Genomic DNA, 17,273 nt, shown 5'->3' with positions numbered 1-17,273 from the left:
TAAGGAACCCAACATGCGTTTCTCGCTCAAAGCAGTTACCGCGGTAGTCAGCGCTTCTGCGTTGGCTATTGCGAACCTGCCTACCTCCCTCGCACAGTCGGCGGAGCAGTCCTTCAACGGCAAGGACACCTGCATTTCCATCGATTCCAACGGCAACATCGTCGCCCCGCAGCCGGGTGACTGCACACAGTTCGGCAAGGGCGGCCAGGGCAACACCGACGCCCAGGCACGCAACGTCATCTTCATCCTGGGCGACGGCATGGGCCACCAGGAGATCACTGCTGCTCGTAATTACCTCAAGGGCGCTAACGGCCGCTTCGAGGGCCTCGACGAGCTGACCGCGGCAGGTGCTTACACGACCTTCGCTATCGGTGAGGACGGCAAGCGTCAGTACGTCACCGACTCCGCCGCGTCCGCAACGGGCTGGTCCACCGGTACGAAGACCTACAACGGCGCGTTGTCCGTTGACATCACCGGCAAGCCGCACGAGAACCTGCTGGAGATGGCGAAGAACGCCGGTATGCGCACCGGTAACGTTTCCACCGCCGAGATCCAGGATGCGACCCCGGGCGCGATGCACTCGCACATCTCCAAGCGCGGCTACTACGCGCCGTCCGGCGACGCGAAGCCGGTCAAGGGTGCTGAAGCTCGCGAAAACGGCGGTCTCGGCTCCATCTCCGAGCAGATCATCGACACCCGCGCCGACGTCACCCTGGGCGGTGGCCGCAAGTACTTCGACGCCGAGGTTCAGCAGGGTGGCGAGAACCGCAACCCGTTCCTGACCGACAAGAACGACGGCGGCGTCGACTGGGAGGCCGGCAAGTCCGTCCGCGAAAACGCGATTGCCAAGGGCTACCAGGTTGTCGACGACAAGCAGGGCCTCGAGGGCATCACCGTCGCGAACCAGGACCAGCCGGTGCTCGGCCTGTTCCACGACAAGAACATGACCCGCAAGTTCGAGCAGACCGTGCCGGTGAAGTCCGATGGCACCACCGAGCCGGAGGTCTGCAAGGAAGCTGATCGCGGGGACGAGCCGTCCGCAGCCGAGATGACCAAGAAGGCCATCGAGCTTCTCGACGACAAGAGCGCCGACAAGGGCTTCTTCCTCCAGGTCGAGTCCGCATCCATCGACAAGGCAGACCACGCAGCCGACGCCTGCGGCATGATCGGCGAGACCCAGCAAATCGACGAGGTTATTAAGGAAGCCCTCGACTTTGCCAAGGCGGACGGTGAGACCATGATCGTTGTCACCGCCGACCACGCGCACACCGCGGAAATCATCCCGGACGGCCGCCCGTCAGTGTCCGCCGTAACTCGCCTGAAGACGCCGAAGGACGGCACCACCATGTCCATCGGCTTCGGCACCCAGCCGTGGCTGGATGAGAACGGCAACCCGGTCTTTGACAAGAAGGCCAACGGCGACCCGTTCGACACCCCGAACTTCTCCATGATGCACACCGGCACCCAAGTGCGCATCGCAGGCTTCGGCCCGGGCTCCGAAAACGTCAACGGCCAGCTCGACCAAACCGACGCCTTCTACGTCATGGCGAATGCGCTCGGCCTCAACGGTGGCACCGAGGGTGGCCAGGAGCCGTGGAAGATCAACAAGGGCAACAAGGTCATCTCGCTGGCCAACCGCTCCAAGGCGAAGCCGGGCGACCAGCTCTGCTACCTCGTCTCCGCAGGCGAGGCACCGAAGGTCGGCGATTGTGCCCAGTTCGGCACCGAGGGCCAGGGCATCGACAACGCCAAGGCGAAGAACGTCGTCCTGCTCATCGGCGACGGCACCGGCGACTCCGAGATCACCGCAGCGCGTAACTACCTTAAGGGCTCCGCAGGCCGCTTCGAGGGGCTCGACGACCTCGACTACACCGGCTACCTGACCACCTTCTCCCTGGACAAGGAAACCGGCCTGCCGAACTACGTCGGTGATTCCGCTGCAACCGGCACTGCATGGAACTCCGGCGTGAAGACCTACAACGGCGCGGTCGGCGTGGACAACGCCGGCAAGCCGGTTGCCACCCTCGGCGAGATCGCAAAGGCCAAGGGCCTGAAGATCGGCAACGTCACCACCGCCGAAATCCAGGACGCTACTCCGGCAGCCTTCGCTGCACACGCAATCAAGCGTTCCTACTACGCACCGTCTGGCGACAAGAAGGTCGCAGAGGGCGAGCAGCTGCGTGAAAACGGCGGTCTTGGCTCCATCTCCGAGCAGATCGTTGACCTGCGTGCAGACGTCACCCTCGGTGGCGGCCGCAGCTACTTCAACACTGAGGTCGTCCAGGGCGGCCAGTGGGGCGAGAACGGTAACACCTGGACCGCAGGTAAGACTGTCCTGGAAAACGCGAAGGACAATGGCTACCAGGTTGTCACTAACGCCTCCGAGCTCGACGCGATCGCAGAGGCAAACGCCGACAAGCCGGTCCTCGGTCTGTTCTCCGAGGGCAACATGCCGCGTGCGCTGAACCAGTCCATTCCGACCACCGACGGCGGTGACCTCGAGCCGGCCACTTGCGTTGCTAACCCGGAGTTCACTGCTGAGACTCCGCGTCTGGCAGCCATGACCTCCAAGGCGCTCGAGCTGCTGCAGAACGACAAGGGCTTCGTGCTCCAGGTCGAGTCCGCCTCGCCGGACAAGGCCGACCACCAGGCTGACGCCTGTGGCCTGATCGGCGAGGTCGGCCAGCTCGACGAGGCCGTCCAGGCTGTTCAGGATTGGGTGGAGAAGACCGGTGAGGAGACCCTGATCGTCGCCACCGCCGACCACGCTCACACCGCGCAGATCACCTACGAGAACCAGAACACCGCTGGTCGCGTCACTCAGCTGACCACGGTTGAAGGCTCCACCATGGCCGTCAACTTCGCCACCTCCAAGACCAACGAGGACGAGGATGCGCTCGGCGGCCAGCAGCACACCGGTGCGCAGCTGCGTGTCGCAGCCTCCGGCCCGGGTGCCGCGAACCTCACCGGCCAGATCGACCAGACCGACCTCTTCTTCGCCAGCCTGAATGCGCTCGGCATCGACCCGGTCAACCACAATCTGACCTTTGAGAACAAGATGCAGCCGGTGGAGGAGACCACCGAGGGCGACTCCGCCGCCGGCTCCTCCGTCGACTCCCCGGCGCTCATCGCCACCCTGGCCATCGCAGGCATCGCGGGCCTCATCTCCTTGATTGCCCTGCTGGCACCGTTTGCTGTCGACGGCGCCCTCGGCCCGATCGCGAAGTTCTAGCCAGAACTAGAAACTAAAAATAGCCACCGAGAACAAGATGTGTTCTCGGTGGCAATTTTGCTAACTGCCAATCGGCGTGGGGATTGGCTAGCCTTCACCTTCCGAGATGGCTTCGGCTGCAGCAATGTAGCCAGCGATCATTGTCTTACCTACGTTTGACAGCGCCTCGTCGGACGGGAGAAATGATGGATCGTGCAGAGACGCCGTTTCTTTCTCGCTGTCTGCGACACCGACAAAGCACATGAGGGATGGGCAGATCTCTCCATAAAATGAGAAGTCGTCGGCGCCCATCGAACGCATCGTCTCTGCATTCGCGATGCCGAGGGAAGCGGCGTAGGCATCGAATTTCTCTGACAAAACTTCGGCGTTTACGAGCTCCGGTTCGCCTGGTTTGTATTCCACATTGACGGTGCAACCATATCCAGTTGCGATACCGGTTGCCATTGTGCGGATTGCCTCAACGATGCGCTCATTAATCGCAGACGTAGTGCTGCGGACAGTAGCGAAGATCCGTCCCGACCGTGGCAAAACATTCGCTGCCCCCTGTCCTACCGCGATAGTGCCGATGCTTACCAAAGCAGGCGACATTGGGTCGGCGATCCTGCGTACAACCTCCGAGATACCTACAGCGATTTGCGCCGTGGGAACAGCGGCGTCACACCCGTTGTGTGGGTACGCACCGTGGCCTCCCTTACCGGTTACCGAGATTGCAATCTCGCCAGCAGCAGCATTGACAAATCCAGAGCCTGCGGCAACTGCACCCGTGGGAATTGAGGGGTGAACGTGTGCGCCGATGACATGGCGGACGCCGAGTTGTTGAAGTTTTCCGGACTCTGCGATGTCGAGCGCACCGGATGGGTACGTTTCCTCACGCGGCTGCAGGATTGGTACAAGGCCATATGGCAGATCGAGGTTCTTCGCTGCTCTGATCACACCGGCCAAGGCTGCAAGGTGTACGTCGTGACCACAGGCATGCATCGCATCGTTTGTTGATGACCATTCCACCCCCGTCTCCTCTGTTACCGGCAGTGCGTCTAACTCTCCTCGGATGCCGATGGACGCACCCTCTGTCGGCCCGATTCGGCCGACCGCGCCAGTTTGAGCAACCGGCTCGAGTCGTACGCTCATCGTTTCGATCATCAAGTCAGTAGTGGGCTGTTCTTCGCCACTCACGAAGGGAGAACTGTGAATTTGTTTCCGTAGCTCCACGACATCGCTGAGGTACTTGTTGAATTCAGAAACCCACTGTTCCGCCAGCTGTTGAAGGTTTTCGCGCATCCTTAGCTTGGCTCCTTTTCGTTGCTGCTAGTTGTAGATACACCGTACAAGCGCTGTGCGTTTTCGAATCCGATCATTTGCGCGACGCGGATGCATTCATCGATTGGCCATCCGTTGTGTTTGTGAAACTCTTCAAGCACTGACAAAAGTCCTTCACGGAACAGCAAAGTACCGATGTAATAAAGCTCGGGTAGGCCGAACGCATCTGTACTGAACAGAATCTTGCCGAAAGGTGCCAGTTCCAGTGACTCCGCAATTACTGCGCGTGACCGGGCACCGGTGTAGTTGATAGCCAGTCCAACATCGAAGTACACGTGTGGGAAAACATCTGCAAGGTAGCCCGCCTCTCGATGGAACGGATAGCAGTGCAGCAGGGTGAAGCGGGCACCGGATTCTAGAGAGGCGCGGAACAGATTCGTGAGTAGTAGCGGATTGCAGCGATGCAAGTCCACATCGTCGTCACCGTAGCCGATGTGGAGTTGGATCACCTGCGCACGATCGATGGCGAACCACAGCAAATGGCGAATGAGAGTGCTGTCCTCTAGTCGAAGCTTCCCGGAGGTTCTTACAAACCTTTCCGCCGCTGCAAGTACCTCCTGTTCAGAGGGGCGATCTGCATCGAAATCGAGACCAGTTCGGTATGCAGCGATGGACTTCACACCAGCTGCTGTAACAAGATGCTCGTCAAGCGTTACTCCGAGCTGGGTGAGGAATTCAGTGGCTTTGTCACCAACGGCTTCACCATCACGAACAGCTTCTGCCACTTGCTCTGCGACACGCTCGAGTCGGACAATCTCGTAAACAGTGCCTCCAGATGTTCGTCGAAAAGCATCCGGGTCAGTGATCGTGTCAGCGGCATGTCCGGTCTCCACGCCGAACTCCGCGATACCGGTCCTGCGGATGAAGCGTTTGTTGACTTCTTCTGATTCGAGTTCAGCACGGGCGGCGATGTAGTCGTCAGGACTTGCGAACGGATCAAGTCCCAGAACCGGTGCACACAGGTTGCGGACCTGGAAACCGATCTGCGAGTCGAACCGTGTCGTACCTGGAGTGGCCGCGCTTGAAGACTCAGAGATGAGCGCCTCGAATTCCTCGCGGGTTAGAGTGTCTGTGACCACGCCATGGCAATGGTGATCAAAGAGGGGGATCCGATCGATAGCATCTTGCAACTCGTTGTTAGTAGACATTCGCGTAAACCTCACACTGCTCAACGATGCTCTTGTCCTTCAGATGCTGGATCTCGTCGCGCTTGACCTTCAAGAATGTTTCTACCCAGGCATCTGAGAACCAAGAGCGTACGACCTCGTTTGTTTCAAAACGGTCTAGGGCTTCTTTAAGGCTCGCAGGTAGGTTTTCGTTGTCCTGCGATTCGAGCTCAGAGTAATCGTCGCCAGTCACTACCGGCACTGGGTCGAGGTTTTCCTCTATTCCGGCCATCCCCGCTCGGATAATCATGCCCATCAGGATCCAAGGGTTAGCGCCGATATCGCCGCCGCGGAATTCGAAGTGGAACTGTTTATCCGGTGTGCGTCCGTCGGCTTCGTTCGTCGGACAAATGCGTACCAAAGCCTCACGGTTCTGTTCGCCACAGAATGCTTGGGCAACCGACCAATTGTGTGGCTTGAGGCGCTCGTAGCTAACTGTCAATGGGGCAAATAAGCAGGTCATCGGCGCAGCGTACTTAACCAGTCCCGCGTTAAACTGACTCGCAATGCGCGACATCCGCCCGGGTCCGTCCGGATCAAATGCGACAACTTCGCCGTCGGTGCCGTACAACCCGTAATGGACATGAACTCCAGAACCGCCCTCGGAGGCAACCGGAACAGGGGAGAAAGTGACCTCACGGTCGTAGGCCTTAAAAACAGTGCGGACAATATCGCGAACCAAAATTGCACGATCCGCAGCAGTAACAGGGTCTGTCGGCTTGACAGTCAGCTCGTATTGATACGGCGCATACTCCGGCAGCCAGCATTCTGGGTTTACACCTGCGTTTTCCAGAACATTGAAGAGTGCACTCCCCACTGGCTCTCCGTCGACGAAGCTAGCGAACGAAAATGGGTGTGTCGCTTCTTTCGCGTGGCGTTCGGTGAACTCATGCTCAAACGCTGCGGTCATGACTAACCCATGTCGGTCGCGAAGCTCGTCGACCGCTTCCTTGAGGAAGTTACGAGCGCAAGATTCCCACGGAGTGCCATCGGTGTTGATCAGGTTTGCGAAGCTCAAAGAAAACGTTGGGATTTCCGGGATACCGGCGATTTCATAGGTTGCATCAGCATCTGCCACAAGACGAATATCACCAGTGGCATCGTAGGGAATTCCATCGACAATGTGACCGAGTGGCCCGATGCCTAGATTCGCTGGAACCCAGCCAACGCTCGCACCTTTTTCAAAATCTTTGGTGCTTATCGCCCGTCCTTTAGTGCGTGCGGAGATATCTGTGGTTGCCAGGAACGTGAACGTGCCGTTGTTGTGGATGCTCATGCGTCAATGTCTTCTTTCGTAAGTTTCTGCCCAATGTTCTGGGCAAGCTTGGGATTGAGGATGATGATTGCGAGGCCCAACAAGCACCACGCGCCAGAGAGCCAGGGGAAATATGTGTACGGTGCAACCTGTCCCACGACTTGGATGAGGTAAACGTAAACGAGGTAGCCCAGCGCCAAGATTGGGAAAACGATTTCCCAGACGGGAATGGAGGATTCCTTTTTCAGGATGAACCGGATCGCGCCAACAGAAGCCATGCCATAGGCGATGACCATGCACAGCGTCGCAATAGTTGCGTACCAGTAATAGACCTCAACATTGGTTCGGCCAGCGAATGCCATTCCAAGCGCAAACACCAACGCGATAATGTTGGTCGCCCATACTGCTTGTTTCGGAACACGAGTGTGGGGATCGCGGTTTGCAAAAACGGTCGGGCCGAAACCATCGCGGGCGAGAGTGTAAATGAGGCGTGACGTCGCAGTACTCGAGCTGAGGAACGCGCCAAATGCCACCGAGAACGCGATGACAGAGATCAGCACCGCGAACCATTGGCCGATGTACGCGGAGCCGAGCTCGGTCAGTGTCGACGATGCACCTGCGAAGCGTTCAACGCCGGCTTCGTCAGTGCCGAAACCGATTGTCTGAGCAAACATGACGAATACATAAATGACACCGCCGGTAACCACCGCGAGCAAGAGAGCCTTAGGGACCGTCTTTTTCGGCTCCGTTGTTTCCTCCCCGAGTGAGGAACCAGACTCAAATCCGGCCCAGGACAAGAAGGCGAAAACCGATGCGGTCATGATCGCGGACCATGAGTTTCCTGCAGGAGTGAGTGCTCCAAGATCAATCGATGTTTCGTACGGCGCTGTGCCGGCACTTACCTTTGACAGGATCACGACGGAGAGAATCAACATGGCGATGATGCCGATCAGGCCGATTACCAGTGTGACTCTCGCGGCCGAAGTGGAGTTTCGCAGGTTGAGGTACAGTCCTAGCGCTCCGATGAACAACGGAACCAAAATGCCGACGAACTGTGAAGATCCGGCAGAGAGCTCCGTCAGCATCGCTTCGAAAAACACCGAGCATGCACCGAGGATGCATGTAGTCATGAAAATGTATGTGCCGAGCAATGCGAAACCACTAAAGAACCCGGCTTTTGGTCCGACTGTCACGCCAGCGAGGGCGTACACCGAGCCGGCGTGCGTAACTCGTTGCAATAGCCGTACAAAGGCGTAAGCAACGAACACTGCGCCAGCGAATGCCACTGCGAATGCGAACGGAACGGCTTTGCCGACAAGCCCCGCCACACCGATGCCGTTCAGTGACATTGCCATCACCGGGGCCATGAACCCCACCGAGATGGCAGTCACCTCCCATGTAGAGAGCATTTTCCGCTCATGGGGAGGAGAAATATCTGCAGTTGTCGTCATCGATCATTCCTTCCAGAAAGCGGGATGAACGAATGCTACAGAAACTATGATGCAGGTCGCAGTAAAACATGGAATATGATTCACAACACACTCAGTGCGAGGTGGTAAAAAGCCCTGCCTCCAACGTGGATGAGGAGACAGGGTAGGTTTCGGGGAGAACTACATGCCCAGCATCGGCAGTTTGATGCCGAAGTGGGGCAGCGCGAAGAACAGGCCTGCGATCACCAGCAGCGCCGCAATCACCCCACCGACAATGGCCGGCACATTCACGTCCGCCTTGGCGGTGGGGTATTTCACGTCCGCTCGCATGCCCTTGGTGCAGGTTTCGGCGGCGGTGGCGTCGGCGTCGTCGATAAGCATGCGCTTCGCGGCGACCTTCCCGGACGGGGTCTCCGTCCACGCCTTGTACACGTCGCCATCCTTCGCGGTCAGCGGCGTCTCCGTGCGCTTGGTGTCCTCCGGGCCAACGCGCCACGAATCCGTGTCAATCGCCTCCAGCGTGCGATTCACCGTCGGCTCCGACTCCTTCATCGTCTTCTGCGCATCCGCATACTTTGCGACGAGACCCTCCGGCAACACCTTGCCAAACTCCGCCTTCTCACCCTTGAGCGCCTTCTCGTTCTCCGCGACAACGCCGGGGTAGACCTGCTCGATCGCCGCGATGAGGTCGCGTGCCTGCTCGTAGTCACCGATCGCCTTGGACTCGTCGAACCACGACTCGATGAAACGCTTCTCGGCCGGCGCGAGCTTCACGGCGCACACACCGTCCTTGTCCTTTGCGGCGACGGTAGCGGCGTTCGCCGGGGTGGCCGCGCCGACAACGCCGGCTGTGCCGAGCGCGAGCGTTGCTGCGGTTGCGTACGCGGCGATACGGGTGGTGGTGCTGGTCATGGTTTTCCTCCTCGGAGTGTGAGTGTGTGTACGGGCTGTACCACCTCAGTATCGAGGGAGACGTGTTGCGACAGCGTTAACGCGCGATGGTGGGGGCGTTGCCGGGTAGGATCCTGGGCGAAAACACCGTGTCAGAAGCAATGTGATGAACCAGGGGTGAATGGAAATTTCACAAATGCAGTTAGCCGCTTTGCTAGGCAATGGAGTTTCTCCATTGGAACCATCACCGGTCGATTACGTTTTTATGTTGCTCACGTTGGTGGCTGTGGTGCTATTAGTTGCCAGCGTGATTGTATTTTTCAGGCAACCTAACAGACGATCTAACAGAGGATGGTCGGATGTCTGGATCGTGCTCTTTCTGGTGTTCATACCCGTGGTAGGACCGTTGGTGTATCTGCGGCATGTGCGGTCTAGCAAAAAGAGCGACAAAAAATCGTAGATGTGTGAGGCAAGGCCCAGCTTTGGGTTAAGCGTGGGAGCGTGGCCTGGGCAAAATAAAGAGTGGCCCCCGCATCCCACTGAAGGGATGAAAGGCCACTCAAGTTTGAAGCGCGCAACCACTTGCGCTTTCCGGGACTGCGAACTTAATCCCAGCCGGCTCGAGAGGTGGTGGGTTTTAGCCCAAATCCCTTGAGAACCCCAGTATAGAACTGGCATCAGTTAAATCAAGCATTTTCTGACCCAATCGTCACAATATAGAAACCGTGAGACTGGCGAAGATGGAGGATACGGGCACTCGATCAGGGAGCGAAAAAATCTTCGTGGCGCTGCCGACACGGACTATCGAATGCGAAAACCCGCCTCGGAAGGCGGGTTGTGTTGGTCGGGATAACAGGATTTGAACCTGCGACCTCTTCGTCCCGAACGAAGCGCGCTACCAAGCTGCGCCATATCCCGGTGGTATCTCGGACTGTTGTCCGCGGTACTCGAAACACAATACCCCTGGGGTTCGGTTTGGCCAAAACGGCAGGTTGTGTGCGTTTTGTTGCCGGTGTGGGGGCGTGGCGGTGGCGCGGTGGCGGTGTGGCGGCGGCGTGGCGGTGGCGCGGTGCGGCGCGGTGCGGCTTGGATCCAGCGCCACAAAAGACGATATCGGGATTTGCGTCCTCGTTTTTGCAAAAGCCCAGGTCGCGTTCCGGGAAAATCGCCAAATCCCGATATCGTCTTTTAGGCAGTTCGCGCGACCTGCGGCGGAGCAGGCAGAGCAGACGGAGCAGACGGAGCAGACGGAGCAGGCAAAGCAGCGGAGCGGCAGACGAACGGACGGGCCGACCAGCCCGCAACCGACCAGCCCGCAACCGACCGCCCCGCAACCGGTTTACCCGCGCTCGACGACCCGGATCAGCGATGCGGACGGTGGGCAGAACAGGCGCACGGGTGCGTACTTGGACTGGCCGAGCCCGTTGGATACCTCCATCCACATGCGGCCGTAGCGGTGCAGGCCGGAGGCGCGTTCGCGGTCGATGTCGGCGTTGGTGACCAGGGCGCGGCCACCGGGTAGGCAGATCTGGCCGCCGTGGGTGTGGCCGGCCAGGGCGAGTTGGTAGCCGTCGGCTTCGAAGGCGTCGAGTACGCGCCGGTAGGGGGCGTGGAGCAGGCCGATGGCCAGGTCGGCGTCGGGGTTCGGCGAGCCGGCGATGGATGGGTAGTCGTCGAGGTCGTGGTGCGGGTCGTCGACACCCGCCAAAGCAAGGCGCACGCCGGAGGCTTTGAACTCCAGGCGGTTATGGGTGGCGTCGTGCCAGCCGCGCTCCATGAACGCCGCGCGCATGCCCTCCCACGGCAGGTCCACGTACGAGGGCTCGCGCTTGGCGCCGGTGAGGTACTTCAGGGGGTTGACGGGGCGCGGGGCCCAGTAGTCGTTGGTGCCGAAGACAAACGCGCCGGGGCGGTTGAGCAGCGGGCCGAGGGCGTCGAGCACCCAGGGAACACCGCCAAGGTCCGACAGGTTGTCGCCGGTGTTGATCACCAGGTCCGGGTCGAGCGCGTCCAGGCCGGAGACGAACTCCACCTTTTCCTTCTGTCCGGGGATCATGTGGAGGTCGGATACGTGGAGGATGCGGAACTCGTTACGCTCGCGCAACACGCCCGGCTCCAGCAGCGGCAGGGTGTATTCGCGCAGTTGGAAGTTGTTGCGTTCGGTGAACCCCCAGGCGAGTGCGGAGGTTCCGGCGGCGAGGGTGGCTGCGGCGGCTTTCTTCAACGTCTTCACCCGCACCACTGTAATCTCGCAGGCATGAGTGCATTGAAAGACCAGATCCGCGCAGACCTCAAGGAAGCCATGAAGGCGAAGGAGAAGGAGCGCACCGGCACGATCCGTATGCTGCTTGCGGCGATCCAGACCGCTGAGACCGAGGGCACGAAGCACGAGGTGGATGATCAGGAGATTCAGAAGATCATCGCGCGTGAGATTAAGAAGCGCCGCGAGTCCGCTGAGATTTACCAGACCAACGGCCGCGACGATCTCGCCGAAACCGAGCTTGCCGAGGCGAACATCCTCGAGGCGTACCAGCCAAAGCAGTTGACGGACGATGAGCTCGCAGTGCTTATCGACGACACCGTGGCCGAAACCGGCGCCACCTCCATGGCGCAGATGGGGCAGGTCATGAAGGCCGCCACCGCCAAGGCAGCCGGCCGAGCCGATGGCAAGCGCATCTCCGAGGCTGTCAAGGCCCGCCTGAGCTAGCCAGCCGCGTTAGTTGTTGCCGAAGGCGTTGGCGATGGCGTCGCGGGCGTCGTTAAGCGATTGCTCGATGCCGCTGAAGTCCGGCGCCGGTGGGGCAGCGGGGCTCGGGGGAGCAGACGGGGACGGGGATGGGCTCGGCGCGGTGCTGGAGGGGGCCGAGCCGTCCGAGACGTTCAGGGTGATGGTGGAGCCGCGCGCGAGCGACTCGTCCGCCGGGGTGATGGACACAACCTGGCCGGCCGGGGCACCGCCGCCCGGCACCGTCTTCAACACGACCTTGTAACCCTGGGCCTCCAGCTGGGATTTTGCGGCGGAGGAGTACTGGCCAACCACGGAGTCCACAGCCGCGCGGCGCGCACCGGTCTGGTACTTCGCGCTCGCTGCCGGAAGGCCTGAGGCCGCGCCGGGCACACCCGCGGCGGCCTGGAACCAGGTGTTGGCTGCCTCGTTGCCGCCGAAGAGGTTGCCCACGCCGCACTGGCGGACCGGGGCGGTGCACAGCGGGGTGGTTTGGGTGCCGTCGTTGAAGATGTACGGCGCCGCAGACATGCCCAGCGTGAAGCCGAGGAACGCGGAGGACTGGTGCGACTCGGTCGTGCCGGTCTTCGCGGCGGTGGGTGCGCTCCAATGGTTGCGTTTTGCGGCGTCGGCGCCGGTGCCGTCGACAATGTCGTGCGACATGCCGGCAGCCAAAGCGGCGGCGATCTCCGGGTCGATGGCTTGCTCGCAGGCGGGCCGGTCGATGAAGACCTCACGGCCGTTCTTATCGGTCACGCTCGCGATCGGGTTCGGCTCACACCAGCGCCCGTTGGAGGCCAAGGTGGCGCCCACGTTGGACAGTTCCAGCGCGTTGACGGCCAAGGGGCCGAGGGTGAACGAGCCCATGTTTTCTTCCTTGGCGGCCTGGGCGATGGAGCGGCCGTCCCCAAACGAGTTGTCGTCCTTGTAGGAGCGCAGGCCCAAGCGAACCGCCAGATCCACGACCGGGGCAACACCGACGGTCTGAATCAGCTCAATGAACGTGGTGTTCGGCGATTGTGCAAGCGCGTCCTGCAAGCTCATCTTCGGTGCATAGACGCCGGCATTTTCTACACAATATGCACCCGGCGGACAGTTCGCGGCGCCGCCTGCGCCCATGCCGTACACCACGGAACGCGCCGGTGTGTTCAGCATGGAGTTCAGCCCGTAGCCCTGCTCAAGCGCGGCGGCCGCGGTGAAGATCTTGAATACGGAGCCTGCACCGTTGCCCACCAGCGACACAGGCTGCGGCAGGATCGTCTGGCTTTGGTCCAGGTCCAGGCCATAGAAGCGGGAAGACACCATCGCCTTGATGTTGCGCGAGTCCGCGCCGGGCTCCACAATGTCCAACACCTGCGCCACGCCTGCGGTGTGCGGACTGACGTTGTTGCGCACCGCGTTAAGCGCGACCTGCTGAATGTTTGGGTCGAGCGTGGTCTTGATGGTGTAGGACCCGTTTTTAATGGTGTCCAGGTCCAGGCCCTTTTCCGCCAGGTAGCGCAGGGCGTAATCGCACATGAAGCCGTTGTCGCCGGCGGTGATGCAGCCTTCCGGCAGTGTCTTCGGCTTGTCCAGAATGCCTAACGGTGCGCCCGCCCAGCGGTCGGCCTCGGACTGCTCGATGTAGCCCTGAGCGGCCATGTTGTTGAGCACTACGTTGCGACGACGCACCGCCCCTTCCGGGTTCGTATACGGGTTCAGCGCCTCCACCGACTGCAGCAGACCCACCAGCATCGCAGCCTGTGCCGGGTTGAGCTTGGCGGCGCTGGTGTCAAAGTAGGTCCGGGCGGCGGCCTCGATGCCAAAGGAGTGCTGACCAAACGACACCAGGTTCAGGTACCGGGTAAGGATTTCGTCCTTCTCCAGCGTCTTGTCTAGATCGGACGCCATGCGCATCTCGCGCAGCTTGCGGGGAATGGACTGTTCCGTTGCGGCGAGGGCTTCTTCTTCGTTCTCAGCATCGATGAGCCACAGGTAGTTCTTCACATACTGCTGGTTCACCGTGGACGCGCCCTGCTCCACACCGCCGGCCAGCATGTTGGTCACCAGCGCGCGGGCAAAGCCCTGCATATCCACGCCCTCGTGGACGTAGAAGCGGCGGTCCTCCGTAGAAACCAGCGCGTCCTTGGCGTACTGCGAGATCTGCTCGCTGGGTACCTCGTAGCGGCGCTGTTTGAAGATCCACGCCATGGGTTTGCCGTTGACGTCCGTAATCGTGGTCACGCCCGGCACGTCGCCGTGGGTGAGGTCGGAGAGGTTGGACTGCATGGTCTCGTCGGTACGCGCAATTGCGGCACCCCCAAGACCTGCGATCGGCGCCAGGCATAACGCCATGACGAGCGCTGATGCGACGACGGCGACCAGCAGGTTTCCTAAGCTTTTCAGGGCAGACACGCCAACACCTTAATTCAATCTGTGGCGTGGGGGAATACCATGCTCCCCCCAAAAATGTGATGCATTCGACATGGAATTTCCTGTGTGATTCCATTTACATGGGATCGCTAATATGCGGTCGATTGTATAAAAGGAGTCCGCTCCGCTTCCGGATAGGGATAGGACGTCTAAGGAGACGCACGATGACCACGAGTTTGAAAAAGGCACCGGCAACTAACCTGCGACCGACCACCTCCAAGAAGTGCGACTCCACGGGAACACTGGTCTTCGACCGTGGCGAGTGGGTCACCCAGGCCCAGTGCCGCGGCGGCGACCCGGACGCACTCTTCGTCCGCGGTGCCGAGCAGCGCAAGGCAGCAGCCATCTGCCGCGCCTGCCCGGTGATGACTGAGTGCCGCGCAGACGCACTGGATAACAGGGTGGAATTCGGCGTATGGGGAGGCCTGACCGAGCGTCAGCGCCGCGCAGTACTGCGTAAGAACCCGCACGTGAAGGACTGGGCAACCCACCTGTCCAGCGGCGGCGAAATTATTGGCCTCTAGGTAGGGTGAATCCCATGAAGAAATGGGAATACGCAACCGTTCCGCTGTTGTCGCACGCCACCAAGCAGATTCTGGATTCTTGGGGTGAGGACGGCTGGGAACTCGTCGCAGTCACCCCGGGTCCGAACCCGGACAATGTTGTCGCCTACATGAAACGAGAGGTTGAGTAAATGGCACAGTGGTCTGAGCGCCTGAAAGAACTGGGCATTGAACTTCCGACCGTGGCCGCACCCGTGGCCGCATACGTCCCGGCTGTGACCGCCGGCAACCAGGTGTGGACGTCCGGCCAGCTGCCGTTCGTCGACGGCAAGCTGCCCGCCACCGGCAAGGTTGGCGCCGAGGTCTCCCAGGAGGACGCATACGGCTACGCCCGCCAGGCTGCGCTGAACGCGCTGGCTGCAGTGGACGCACACGTGGGCATCGACAACGTCGCCCGCGTGGTCAAGATCGTGGGCTTCGTGGCCTCCGATCCGGCATTCGCCGGCCAGCCCGCCGTGATCAACGGTGCATCCGAACTGGTGCAGGAAATCTTCGGCGAAGCCGGTGCACACGCACGTTCCGCAGTCGGTGTTGCTGTCCTTCCGATGGACACCCCGGTTGAGGTCGAGATTGTCGTGGAGCTCGAAGGCTAGTTTGCCCATCGGCGCAGCCGTGACGGGGTAGGGTGGGAGCCATGAAACATCCCGCATACAGCCAGCTGCGCCCTGTGACCCCCAACGCCGCGGTGGTCCTGGTGCCGAACCCCAGCTACGCGGCGCTCGAGGGCACGAACTCTTGGGTGATCCGAGGTGAGGGCGACGAGGCGAGCATCGTCGTCGACCCGGGTCCGGCCGATGAGGGTCACCTCAACGTGCTGCAGGCAAAGGCCGACAAGGTCGCCTTGATTCTGTTGACTCACCGTCACCACGATCACGCAGACGGCGCGGAACGGTTCCGCCAGCTCACTGGCGCACCGGTCCGCGCCCTTGATCCGTCTCATACCTCCGGCGCTGAGCCGCTCACCGACGGCGAAGTGATCTCCGTTGAGGGGGTTACCCCGCGCGTGAAGGTCGTCGCTACGCCGGGCCACACCAGTGACTCTGTGTGCTTCTTCGTCTACCCGGGCGAAGACACCGACGGTAAGCCGGAAGGCATCATCACCGGCGACACCATTGCGGGTCGCCACACCACCATGATCTCTGAGACCGACGGTGATCTGGGTGCGTACCTGGACACCCTGGAAATGCTCGAGGAAAAGGGCAAGGGTGTCATGCTGCTTCCGGGCCACGGCCCGGAAGGTGAGGACCTGTCTGCGTACGCCCGCAAGTACATCGATCGCCGTAACCAGCGCCTGGATCAGATCCGTCAGGCACTGAAGGAGCATGGCGATAACGCGGACATCAATACGCTGGTCGATGCGATTTACGACGATGTCGACCCGGTCCTGCGCGGTGCCGCAGAGCAGTCGACTCGTGTGGCGCTGCGTTACCTCAACGCCAAGTAGCGGATTCTCGACCCGCCGCGGGCGCCTCCGTTAGCGCGCGCGGCGAGCGAGGTGCTCAGTGTTAACAATGAGCACGCTTTTACCCTCCAGGCGGATCCAGCCGCGGTGAGCGAACGTGGCCAATGCCTTGTTCACCGTCTCACGCGACGCGCCCACAAGCTGGGCGATCTCTTCCTGGGTCAGATCATGGTTGACGCGGAGCGCGCCACCCTCATGTACACCGAAGCGGTTTGCCAGCTGCAGCAAGGTCTTGGCTACGCGGCCAGGCACGTCGGTGAAGATCAGGTCTGCCAGCGACGCGTTCGTGCGGCGTAGGCGGCGGGCCAGCACGCGCAGCAGCTGCTGGGAGATCTCCGGGTGGTTGTCGATCCACTCGCGCAGCATGGTGGAGTCCATGGTGGCGCAGGTGACGTCCGTGACGCAGACTGCGGAGGAGGTACGCGGGCCGGGGTCGAAGATGGAGAGCTCGCCGAACATGTCGGACGGGCCCATCACGGACAGCAAGTTTTCGCGACCGTCCGGCGCATGGCGGGCAAGTTTAATTTTGCCTTCGACGATGATGTAGAGGCGATCGCCGGGCTCGCCTTCGTCGAAAATCGTGGTGCCCTTCGGGAAATCCACGGTGTCCATATCGTTGATCAGCGCGGCGACCGCGTCAGGGTCGACGCCCTGAAAGATGCCGGCGCGGGCAAGAGTGTCTTGAACGCCTTCCATGAGTCCTCCTCAGACTGTCGCTCACGCATTCTGCGTGGGATTGGTCACGAACGGTGCCATTAGCGGTGACCGTCACACAAACTGGAACTCTACCAGCTCAACTAATCAGTGGGATAGTCTTTCC

General features: G+C 60.8%; 14 protein-coding genes and 1 tRNA gene. 6 read left to right on the top strand and 9 right to left on the bottom strand.

The window, feature by feature from the left end; all coding sequences use genetic code 11:
• The first annotated feature begins 13 nt into the window (after window positions 1-13).
• A complete protein-coding gene (locus HMPREF2736_RS11180) occupies window positions 14-3,232 on the top strand; it encodes an alkaline phosphatase (protein WP_070829820.1) in 3,219 nt (1,072 codons plus the stop codon).
• 87 nt (window positions 3,233-3,319) lie between these two features.
• Here HMPREF2736_RS11180 and HMPREF2736_RS11175 read toward each other — a convergent pair whose 3' ends face one another.
• The 7 genes from HMPREF2736_RS11175 to HMPREF2736_RS11145 form a co-directional block, all read right to left on the bottom strand.
• Window positions 3,320-4,510, bottom strand: coding sequence for a M20 metallopeptidase family protein (locus HMPREF2736_RS11175; protein WP_070421560.1), 1,191 nt, complete (start codon window positions 4,508-4,510; stop codon window positions 3,320-3,322).
• A 2-nt stretch (window positions 4,511-4,512) separates the two neighbouring features.
• Window positions 4,513-5,697, bottom strand: coding sequence for an amidohydrolase family protein (locus HMPREF2736_RS11170; RefSeq protein WP_070421559.1), 1,185 nt, complete (start codon window positions 5,695-5,697; stop codon window positions 4,513-4,515).
• Window positions 5,687-6,991 carry a type I glutamate--ammonia ligase gene (locus HMPREF2736_RS11165; protein ID WP_070570775.1) on the bottom strand — a complete coding sequence of 435 codons (1,305 nt, stop codon included), beginning with the start codon at window positions 6,989-6,991 and terminating at the stop codon, window positions 5,687-5,689. Before HMPREF2736_RS11165 ends, HMPREF2736_RS11170 begins: the two co-directional genes overlap by 11 nt.
• On the bottom strand, window positions 6,988-8,421 hold the full coding sequence (locus HMPREF2736_RS11160) for an APC family permease (RefSeq protein ID WP_083279331.1): 1,434 nt from the start codon (window positions 8,419-8,421) through the stop codon (window positions 6,988-6,990). The genes HMPREF2736_RS11165 and HMPREF2736_RS11160 overlap by 4 nt, the downstream gene beginning before the upstream one ends.
• Before the next feature lie 159 nt (window positions 8,422-8,580).
• Window positions 8,581-9,312: a hypothetical protein gene (locus HMPREF2736_RS11155; RefSeq protein WP_070829818.1), complete on the bottom strand. Its 732-nt coding sequence runs from the start codon at window positions 9,310-9,312 to the stop codon at window positions 8,581-8,583.
• Between the two features lie 820 nt (window positions 9,313-10,132).
• Window positions 10,133-10,209, bottom strand: a tRNA-Pro gene (locus tag HMPREF2736_RS11150).
• 421 nt (window positions 10,210-10,630) lie between these two features.
• Window positions 10,631-11,515 carry a metallophosphoesterase gene (locus tag HMPREF2736_RS11145; protein ID WP_371326420.1) on the bottom strand — a complete coding sequence of 295 codons (885 nt, stop codon included), beginning with the start codon at window positions 11,513-11,515 and terminating at the stop codon, window positions 10,631-10,633.
• Window positions 11,516-11,548: 33 nt separating this feature from the next.
• Here HMPREF2736_RS11145 and HMPREF2736_RS11140 point away from each other — a divergent pair, with 33 nt between their 5' ends.
• Complete coding sequence (locus HMPREF2736_RS11140; protein ID WP_070614334.1) at window positions 11,549-11,998, top strand: GatB/YqeY domain-containing protein; 450 nt, start codon at window positions 11,549-11,551, stop codon at window positions 11,996-11,998.
• Window positions 11,999-12,007: 9 nt separating this feature from the next.
• On the opposite strand, the gene HMPREF2736_RS11135 is transcribed toward HMPREF2736_RS11140, so the two are convergent.
• Window positions 12,008-14,410, bottom strand: a complete 2,403-nt coding sequence (locus HMPREF2736_RS11135) for a transglycosylase domain-containing protein (RefSeq protein WP_070829812.1) — start codon at window positions 14,408-14,410, stop codon at window positions 12,008-12,010.
• A 182-nt stretch (window positions 14,411-14,592) separates the two neighbouring features.
• On the opposite strand from HMPREF2736_RS11135, the gene HMPREF2736_RS11130 reads away from it, so the two are divergent.
• From HMPREF2736_RS11130 to HMPREF2736_RS11120, 4 genes are read left to right on the top strand one after another with little or no spacing between them, the layout of a single operon-like run.
• On the top strand, window positions 14,593-14,952 hold the full coding sequence (locus HMPREF2736_RS11130) for a WhiB family transcriptional regulator (RefSeq protein WP_070453009.1): 360 nt from the start codon (window positions 14,593-14,595) through the stop codon (window positions 14,950-14,952).
• 14 nt (window positions 14,953-14,966) lie between these two features.
• Entirely contained in the window at window positions 14,967-15,122 is a 156-nt protein-coding gene (locus HMPREF2736_RS12280; protein WP_092101229.1) for a Sp36 family protein, read from the top strand.
• Window positions 15,123-15,584, top strand: coding sequence for a RidA family protein (locus HMPREF2736_RS11125; protein WP_070829810.1), 462 nt, complete (start codon window positions 15,123-15,125; stop codon window positions 15,582-15,584). It abuts the gene before it with no gap.
• A gap of 41 nt (window positions 15,585-15,625) precedes the next feature.
• Entirely contained in the window at window positions 15,626-16,435 is an 810-nt protein-coding gene (locus HMPREF2736_RS11120; RefSeq protein WP_070421550.1) for an MBL fold metallo-hydrolase, read from the top strand.
• A gap of 30 nt (window positions 16,436-16,465) precedes the next feature.
• On the opposite strand, the gene glxR is transcribed toward HMPREF2736_RS11120, so the two are convergent.
• Window positions 16,466-17,149, bottom strand: a complete 684-nt coding sequence (glxR, locus tag HMPREF2736_RS11115) for a CRP-like cAMP-activated global transcriptional regulator GlxR (protein WP_070421549.1) — start codon at window positions 17,147-17,149, stop codon at window positions 16,466-16,468.
• Window positions 17,150-17,273 lie beyond the last annotated feature (124 nt).

The organism is Corynebacterium sp. HMSC036E10, from assembly GCF_001836265.1.
GTDB classification, from domain to species: Bacteria; Actinomycetota; Actinomycetes; order Mycobacteriales; family Mycobacteriaceae; genus Corynebacterium; species Corynebacterium coyleae.
Note: the sequence above shows the minus strand (reverse complement) of the source record. Positions and strands in the feature narration are given on the sequence as shown.